At 66.7% G+C, this 696-nt stretch carries 1 protein-coding gene; it reads left to right on the top strand.

All coding sequences use genetic code 11. The annotated features are described in order from the left end of the window. The first annotated feature begins 90 nt into the window (after window positions 1-90). Window positions 91-627, top strand: a complete 537-nt coding sequence (locus ABFX50_RS50915; protein WP_346158546.1) for an RICIN domain-containing protein — start codon at window positions 91-93, stop codon at window positions 625-627. Window positions 628-696 lie beyond the last annotated feature (69 nt).

Genomic DNA, 696 nt, shown 5'->3' with positions numbered 1-696 from the left:
GATGACCAGACATTAACCTAACGCAACTGGTCAATCACCCTCGGTTGCGGGATGGTGATCGCGTTCTGATCAACCTGCCCAGGAGGCACCATGCTGCTTGCTCGCCATCTACTGGCCGGCGTCGCCGTCGCCGTCGTGAGCGCGTCCACCGTCCTGCCCGCCGCGGCCGCCGCGGCCGCCGCCCACCTGCCCGCCCCCGACACCCTCACCCACGAAGCCCCCGTCTGCCTGGACGCCACCAAGTCCCGCACCAACGGCACCAAGGTCCAGCTGTGGCAGTGCGTCGGCAACACCAACCAGAGGTTCGTGATCGACAACGGCCTCATCAAGGTCGAGGACACCGCCGGCACCGCCACCCCCATGTGCCTGGACGCCACCAAGTCCCGCACCAACGGCGCCCAGGTCCAGCTGTGGCAATGCGTCAGCAACACCAACCAGCTCTGGGTCATCAGGAGAGGAGAGATCGTCATCAAGGACACCATCGACACCGCCAGCCCGATGTGCCTGGACGTCGGCAACTCCCGCGCCAACGGCACCAAGGTCCGCCTGTGGAAGTGCATGAACAACGCCAACCAGAAGTTCGTCATCTACGACGGCAAGATCAAGCTCCAGGACACCCTGGCCTGACCCGCCGCCACCGGACACACCAAGGGCCGCGACCCGGGCTCACCCGCCCGGTCCCGGCCCTCCCCCCTC

The organism is Nonomuraea recticatena, assembly GCF_039533245.1.
Taxonomy (GTDB): Bacteria; Actinomycetota; Actinomycetes; order Streptosporangiales; family Streptosporangiaceae; genus Nonomuraea; species Nonomuraea roseola.
This window is presented reverse-complemented; position numbering and strand designations above follow the sequence as displayed.

Bases quoted from the DNA above. Each gene is read 5' to 3' on its own strand.
- ABFX50_RS50915 (WP_346158546.1), top strand. From the start codon at position 91: ATGCTGCTTGCTCGCCATCTACTGGCCGGCGTCGCCGTCGCCGTCGTG.